The following is an 8,094-nucleotide window of genomic DNA, read 5'->3' as shown; positions in this document are numbered from 1 at the left end:
CGAGAGCGTCGCGGAGGTCGTCGAGGGTGGCGGCATCAAGCGTGGACATACCCTATAATCACACTCTAGCCTAAAGAATATTCAGCCGACAGTATGAGAAGTTCTGTTAAATGTCGACACACTTGACGACTACTCGCCCGAATTCCTTCGTCATGTTGCCAGCTACGCTGAGGAACTCGCTGAATACCAGGCACACGAAGAACGGCTTGCTAGAGAAGCAAATGAAAGTGAGGTCAAAGAACGGCCAAGCAATCGTCCGCGGACATCCCGTCAAAAGCGACACTCACGACCAAGGAGATCAACGACGACTGCTACTACGACTGGCAGTGGCGAGGGGGCGATAAAATCAAATCCAAGTACAAAGGGACAGTCAACCCCAATAAATGGCTCTGGTGAATCGCCATGCTGCGCCGAGTTGTAGTGTCTCGCTATCCTCCTGAGACCGGCCAATCAGTTCGTCACCACTAGGTTCCTCGAGGGTGCAGTTACAATCGTTCCAACGTGATATCTCGAGCAATGTGCTTTCTTACCAGTAGGTGGTAGCACGGTTTCTTTATTCAGTGTGAGGTATGAAACTCGCGTTCAGTACAGGGGAAGGCGGTACCAGAGTAGCTATCCATCTCTCGGATCGGTGTCAGAAACTGACTGCTGCATATAGAGAATGTTCCTTGCACGTGACTTTGACACGTACAGGATTCTTGCACAGGAGGAATCGCTAGAGTGTGTTATAGAGACCTATCTAAGAGCGCAGTCTGGGTTGAACTCAGTTTTTAGCGTTCTGCATTCTCTCGATACATTGGATTTTTATCATTCGAGTGTGGCATGTGTTGATATGAATGCTGAAGAAGACGAAAATCGTTATCTCTCTGATTCTCCTATCGAAAATGTTGATGAGGACGAGTTCCGGCACCAGGAGTATGTTGATACTTTGGAGCGGATGGTTGAAGACGCGGATCCGCCGTGGAACATCGGAGTGTTCGGAGAATGGGGATCCGGGAAGACCTCAATCATCCGGATGCTATACTCCCGTCTTCGAGACGCGGAGACCGATTACGTCTGCGTAGAATTCGATGCGTGGAAGCACGCCGAAGAATCGATACGAACCGACCTACTACTGAATCTGGACCAAGCGATCGGCAATAGGACCGGTCAGACTGACGAAGAAGGCAGTGATGCCGTACTTGGCGAGGATAAGATTACGCGGAAACTCTACGATATTGAGGAGGAACAACGTGGGGAAGATTTGTCTGCTTGGGAAGAGGCAGAGCGAATCATTACGGAGTCCCCACTCGTTGGCGGTACTACTCTCCTCATATTGGGTATCATCATAGTTGGGGCTATGGTGAATCTACTAAACATTGTAGGTCTTGTTGAGATCGCGGATCCAACGATTTCCTCGATTAACAGTATTCTAAGTGCATTTCTCTTCCCGTTATTCGTCTCTGTGTTCATCTTTATGGCTGGAGAAGTACGACAGGCGACCACTGCTCTTCGACGAAAACACCCCCGTAAGGAATGGTCGGGGGCGTACGAACAACTGTTCGATGATATTCTTGAGGAGACGGATGCGGATAAGGTCCTGATCTCAATTGATAACCTGGATCGGTGTGAGAGCGATACAGTCTACGATGTCCTAGTTTCATTGAAAACCTTCCTACAGAGCGAAGACTGTATCTACATTGTTCCGTGTGATGACCAGGCGCTTCAGAGCCACATCGAATCGATCGATACTGAAGGAGATTACTTCGAGGTGCAACTTAACGAGCGCGAGTTCCTGCGTAAGTTCTTCCAGACCCACATCCGGATTCCAGACTTCATCGATGAAGATATCGAGGAATATGCCAAATCTCAAAACCAGGAACTAGCGGAGCCATTTGACGACGCCGTCTTGGATGTAATTACGAAGGCGTATGTCCGGAATCCGCGCAGGATCAATCAGTCTTTGAATCGGCTGACAACGCTCCGAATCCTCTCTGAACAGATGGAGGAGGCTAACCACTTGACTAATGGAAGACTCACCGACAACTTGGACTTCCTAGCCAAGATAATGGTTCTTGAAGAGGACTACCCCTCATTCTACAGAGAGTTACAGGATGATCCACGCCTCTTGGAAGACGTGAATGACTACTTCCGAGGAGATCTACCGGATGGAGATCGTAAGGATCGTACTGAGAAACTATTGGGGAACGGTGAAGAAGGGTTGGAAAGTGAGACAGAGTTAGAGCGGTTTCTGCGTTCGACTCTTCGTTGTACGGTGGATAATCCCAAGCCGTTCCTCCAGCTGGGAGAGCCATCGTTCGCAAGCGCGCTTTCCGATAGGGATGCACTGATCCAGAACCTTCGCACCAACCAGGAGGACGAGGTCCGTGAAGAGCTTCAAACCGTAAAGCTGGACAACCAACCGTTCACCCCGTATCTTGCCGCGATTGATACTACCTTGGACGATTACACGCGGGAAGGTCGAGAAGGTCCGCTCTTCTCTACGATAAACACCTTGGTAGCTGTCTTTGACGAACTCGGAGAAGAAGGTCAAGAGAATGTTGCCGGGGTTCTGGGAGCATATCTTGTTCTTGATCAGGTGCGGGATTTCTACACTGATTTTGATCCTGAGGAGTTCTTCCCAGTGGTCCTCAACATCCCGGATCCGGATCAGAAGATGGTATTCGAACGATTTGCTGCAACTGTAGCCACGGATGGTGAATTACGGGAAAACGTCTTGGAGGTGTTCGTTGAAAATGCTGAGGATGTCCCGCGAACGGCTGCCAAAAGTCTGTGTTCGTCCCTCCTAAACTTGGGTAATAGTGAACTTGAGGGTGCGCTTGATACCTTGAGTCGTGGGGAGGAGTCGAAGAAGTTGGTTACGCCGAAGTTGTTGGAGCGTGCCGCAACATTTGTAACGTGGGATGGGAGGCGGAACCGGTTCAATGAAACCGAGCACTACAAACAGTTCGATAGTCAGGCCCAGCCGCGTGGACGGCAGTACTTCGTCGAAGAACTTCTCAATCTGGAAAGTGACGTGGATAACGAGAATGAGGGTCAGTATTATAACCAGCTCCGGCAGGAGCTGAGTCAGTTAGAGGGGCAGGTCACCTTAGATACCGGTTCGCGTTTGTTCCGTGAGTTGAAGCAGAGGGTATCCTCTTCGGGTCAAGATGTGCATATGGTGAAGGTGGCTATCAATTTCTATGAGTCATATGATGCAGGTACCCGTGAGGACTTTGGAGATTGGGTTGCTGACCTACTTAGTCGATGGAATCAGCGGAACACCCAGCAGATCATCAACCACGCTTCGAACCAAGAAGTGGATATCCTCGACGATAAACAAGCCGTGGAGAGTGTTCTAGACCGAGTTCCGGAGCCTCTTAGCAATGCTAATTGGGTGGCGGAGACTCTGATCCCTGCTATCCCCGAAGAGTATGATGACCAGCTCTTCGAAATGGTGAAACGGCTTACAGAGGATAATGATCATACGCAAAATCTGATGGCTGCCCAGATTTTCTCGGAGTATCCGGACCGATTTGAGGAGGTCCAAGATCCTGTCTTGGAGTGCTGTCAGCGCCGGATTAGCAGCGCCAACACCAATCAGACGAAGACTTATCTTCGGGCTGAGGCAGCAGCGTATAATCGGTTGGAGGATCCAGACAAGGAAGGATTCATCAAACGATTGGATTCGCTCTTGTCCGGCGATCGGAATGACCACCAGGCCTTCGAAGATATTTGGAATCAGATTGAGGGTAAGATCGAGCCGGATCGGAAGATGACTGTAGCCAGAAATCTTCGGAGTCAATTGCGGTCGGAGCTTTCAGGGAACCCTCAGCATAACCGACTCTTCCCGTTGGTCGATGTCTTCAGTTCGCTTGTACAGACGGGACATGTTGATGAGGATGATGGCGAGTGGGTGGTTGAACGCCTTTCCGATACATTCGAAGGGAGCAATTTGAACAACAACCACGTTTCGACCCTTATCGACAAGCTGGCAGAGTTCCCCGAATACTACGGTAAAGAGGAGCAGACCTTGACACGGCTTGAGAGCCTGATCGGGAACAATAATAATAACCGGATCCACCAAAGCGCTAAGAATCTAATCGATGCCTTGGAGAAAACCGGAGAAATTGACGGAAAATAGGTTAGAAGGGGCCTAGGAACGACTGAACACGTAGACAGAATCGTCCAATTGTCCAATTGCTGCTGCGCCTGGGCTTTCACAGCGAACCTGCAATATCACTGGCGGAGTCAACCTGAGTGATCAGAATCCGTCCTCGTTCGTCATCTGCATCTGCCGTTCAGTAGACCCCGTGGCGGAAACCGACCGATAGCCGATTCGCGCTCTGTATCTTGCACAGCAGCGAGAACATCTATTGTAACTGGTAGAATGTCCAGTGGGCAGTTCGTAGACGTAGTTACCGAACTGCCTGGTTCAGTTTCAACTACAGTTCAGAATGAAAAATCGCGCTACTATCTATTGTTACAGTAGGTCGCCGCTATCTAGTGATTCATCAGAGCCCAATAAATGATAAATCCTCTCAAGGGTTCGACAACAGAGACTCGACTCGAACACCCCGGGTGTCGAGTGTAAGCACTCGAAGACACCAACTAGAGGTCCCCTCGCGGATAGATAGCTTTACAAGAGAAACGGGGTCGAAAACTCAGCCATCTGGGACCCCAGGTGTCGAGTGTAAATAGAAAAATGGCACTATATTTTCACGTCAGAAAAACGTTGATCAGACTTGATAGCAGACTGTACAACTTCTGGATCCTCAAGTAGGTAGTAGAAGTTCGTCATTCCTTTGCCACGACCACGACCGACACGATCTGTGATCCCCAAAATATCGAGGAACACCTGTTCATTCAGTCTGTCAGCCATCCGGCGCTGAGAGAGTGCATCTATGTCGAGCGTCTTCGTGAGCTGTTCGTACTGCTCGTAGATCTCGCGGGTGGAGAACTCTTCTTCCTTCAGACCATCTGCAAGTGACGAGAGTGCGTAGACAGCTGCCTTCGATTGAGTCGGCTGGTCTTGAAGTAGTTTCGAGAATCGATCGATATCCGCCTGTTCACGGGCATCCCTGACGTGCTCTTCAAGAACCTGGTCACTACCATCATCTTTCGCAAGTTCACCTGCGTTTCGAAGAATGTCAAGTGCTTTTCGAGCATCGCCGTGTTCCTGTGCAGCGAACGCGGCAGCCAGTGGGATCACCTCATTACTAAGAACGTCCTCCTGAAAGGCGTCTTCTCGATGACGCATAATTTCGCGCAACTGATTTGCATCATATGGAGGGAAAATAAACTCACGCTCCTGCAGACTACTGAGGACTCGTTCATCGAGACTATCTTTGAAAGTAATCTTGTTACTGATAGCGACTATCCCGACTTTGCACGACTCGAGTTTACCAGCCTCCCCAGCTCGAGAGAGTTGCATTAGCACGTTGTTCTCCTGGAGTTTGTCTATCTCGTCGAGGATGATGATGACAACATCATGCAACTCGTCAAGAATCCTCCAGAGCCGATCGTAGTACGCGTTTGTAGACAGTCCAGAAAGTGGCACAGAGATATCTGTTTTTTTTGGGTCATTGAACGACCGGGCAAGCTTTATTACCACTTGCGTTTCTGTCGTCGTCTGCGTGCAGTCGATATACGCTCGATTTAGGTGTGTTCCCTCTTTCTGAGCGAAACGTTCGGCACTCTGAGTAACGTGTTTGGCGACTAAGCTTTTTCCTGTCCCTGTTTTGCCATAAATCAGCGTATTCCGTGGCTTACCTCCTTGAATTGCTGGATGGATACTGTTTGCAACATTCGAGATTTCATCGTCGCGACCAATGATTCTCTCCTCGTCCGGAATGTGTTCGATATCAAGAAGCTCCTTGTTCGCGAAGATCTGGTCTTCGCTTTGCCAAATTGAATCAAGAGAGCTCTGTGTCTCGTCGCTCATCCTTGTGATTGACCTCCGAGAGTCCACTTCACTGTTACACACGACGGTCGGTGTCCTATATAAATCTATGTGCTCTTTCCACACCAGGTGTCGAGTGTATCCTTCAATAAACAGTAGATATAGATGTTCTAAGCAAGAATAAAATAGACTGTTGCTATTAAACAATAAGAGGTTCTCAAACCCCGTGTGTCGAGTGTAACAGTTGACATGATCTGATCAACGTACCCCGGGCGTCGAGTGTAACAGTTGATATGTGCGTGTGAGTCACCAACGGCAGCTCAAAATCAGATCGGAGAGTAGATGTCGACGATCGCGAGAACACACACACCCCGGGTGTCGAGTGTAAACTGACAAAATAGTGGGTAGCTAGTTCTCTTAATGATGATTCTGTATGAGTCTCTAAGTAGAGAATTCCTGCAATGGGAGTGTTGAAGAACAGCTGTGATTAAGATTCCACAGTACTCTACTACTACTAGCTAGAAACTAATTATATAGTTTATTGTTCCGGTAGTATTTGAGATACAGAATCGCAATACATGGGTGTAGAAGTTGTAACTTAAGATCGGAATCAAACGTGTCTTTATATGCTCTTCAGGAGTGTAGCTGAGACGTGAAATTCTAGAAGTGTTCGTAGATCTGCTTGCATGGTCTCTCCGTTATTTTCTTTCCTTAGGGCGAGAGCACGTCTAATTCCAGCATTGCCTCCTTCTCTGAACGACCCAGAAATAAACTATACCGTCCAATCTCACTGGTTTACACTCGACACCCGGGGTGTGTGGGGTGCATCATCTTACGGTAGCGAGGAAATCCCATGCTTCATTATAGACAACCTCACCAGTAGCATCGTGAATTAGGTTCGGCGTCTACTGTGGTAGAGAATACCAAAATATGCGCCCACGGTAGTAGTACGGAGTTTTATAAGTCTTAAATACGTCTTTTTTACCGACTTATGACGGATCCAAAGGAATCCATCAATATCGAGAATGTCGTGGCGTCGACTGGCATCGGGCAGGAACTTGACCTCCAGAGTGTCGCAATGGACCTCGAGGGGGCTGACTACGACCCTGAACAATTTCCTGGACTCGTCTACCGTACCCAGAATCCCAAGTCCGCTGCACTGATATTCCGGTCGGGAAAAATCGTCTGTACTGGTGCAAAAAGCACTGATGACGTCCATGAGAGTCTGGAGATCGTCTTCGATGAGCTCCGTGACCTCCATATTCAAGTTGAGGAGGATCCAGAGATTATCGTCCAGAACATCGTCAGCAGTGCTGACCTTGGCCGCAATCTCAACCTGAACGCGATCGCGATCGGGCTCGGTCTCGAGAATATCGAGTACGAACCAGAGCAGTTCCCTGGACTAGTCTATCGACTTGACGAGCCTGAGGTCGTTGCCCTCCTCTTTGGCTCCGGAAAGCTGGTCGTCACTGGTGGGAAGAGGGTAGATGACGCCAGGCAGGCCGTCGACGTGATCGTCAAGCGTCTCGAGGATCTCGGCTTGCTCGAGTGACGCCGACCAGATATCGTGAGACTCGGCGCTATGGTCGTATGGGGCTGCAAGGTAGCCGAGATCGATACCCCGCGATTCCGCTGTATCACTGCGGCGAACTGATCTGGATGGCTCGAGCACGCTCACGGAGCGACCCATGGTGAACTACCCCTCCCTACTCGCTCACTCCGCGATGCTCCATTCGCTCCTTGAGGAAGGGGAATTCTCGCCTCATTTCTGGTAAAGCGCTGTGGAAGGACGTCGATCCGGTCCTCGAGCAGACAAGACAAGCGACGCTCGCCGCATTCAATACTGGCATCCTTGAGATGCGCAGCCCCGACGCAATCGCGTGGTCTGGCGACTGACCGTACACTGGGCGCGACTCATGTCACTCGAAACTGCGTGCCCAGCCGCTGTGTTGTCGATTGTGTGAAGTGAACTGTAGAAACGAGTTTCTGAACCAGTCAGATATTCAGTCATACATGACTAGACAAAAATAGGACTGAGGGTTATTATTATACGCTGAACAGGCGCAATACCACGGGCTTCAGCCCGTGGATACGCGCCGTCACTTGTGAGTATTCCCATGCATTCCACTTTGTTGGAATTTCTATCGACATGTTCAATTGACACCACGCTGTACTGTGAAACAGGATGAACTCGACACACACTCATCGCG

3 protein-coding genes and 1 pseudogene are annotated in these 8,094 nt (G+C 49.5%); 3 read left to right on the top strand and 1 reads right to left on the bottom strand.

Annotated elements, in window-relative coordinates:
* Positions 1-103 precede the first annotated feature (103 nt).
* Positions 104-396: pseudogene (locus tag BW940_RS22285) on the top strand (hypothetical protein).
* Positions 397-832: 436 nt separating this feature from the next.
* A complete protein-coding gene (locus tag BW940_RS20400) occupies positions 833-4,126 on the top strand; it encodes a KAP family P-loop NTPase fold protein (protein WP_235847877.1) in 3,294 nt (1,097 codons plus the stop codon).
* Positions 4,127-4,693: 567 nt separating this feature from the next.
* On the opposite strand, the gene BW940_RS20395 is transcribed toward BW940_RS20400, so the two are convergent.
* Entirely contained in the window at positions 4,694-5,926 is a 1,233-nt protein-coding gene (locus tag BW940_RS20395; RefSeq protein ID WP_076610991.1) for a Cdc6/Cdc18 family protein, read from the bottom strand.
* Positions 5,927-6,875: 949 nt separating this feature from the next.
* Here BW940_RS20395 and BW940_RS20390 point away from each other — a divergent pair.
* Entirely contained in the window at positions 6,876-7,436 is a 561-nt protein-coding gene (locus BW940_RS20390) for a TATA-box-binding protein (protein ID WP_076610990.1), read from the top strand.
* Positions 7,437-8,094: the final 658 nt, after the last annotated feature.

Origin of the sequence: Natronorubrum thiooxidans, assembly GCF_900156475.1 — an archaeon.
GTDB classification, from domain to species: Archaea; Halobacteriota; Halobacteria; order Halobacteriales; family Natrialbaceae; genus Natronorubrum; species Natronorubrum thiooxidans.
The sequence above is the reverse complement of the archived record's forward strand: the minus strand, read 5'-3'. Positions and strand labels throughout refer to the sequence as shown.

Coding starts and splice junctions, on each gene's coding strand:
- BW940_RS20400 (WP_235847877.1), top strand. CDS start 833: ATGAATGCTGAAGAAGACGAAAATCGTTATCTCTCTGATTCTCCTATC.
- BW940_RS20395 (WP_076610991.1), bottom strand. CDS start 5,926: ATGAGCGACGAGACACAGAGCTCTCTTGATTCAATTTGGCAAAGCGAA.
- BW940_RS20390 (WP_076610990.1), top strand. CDS start 6,876: ATGACGGATCCAAAGGAATCCATCAATATCGAGAATGTCGTGGCGTCG.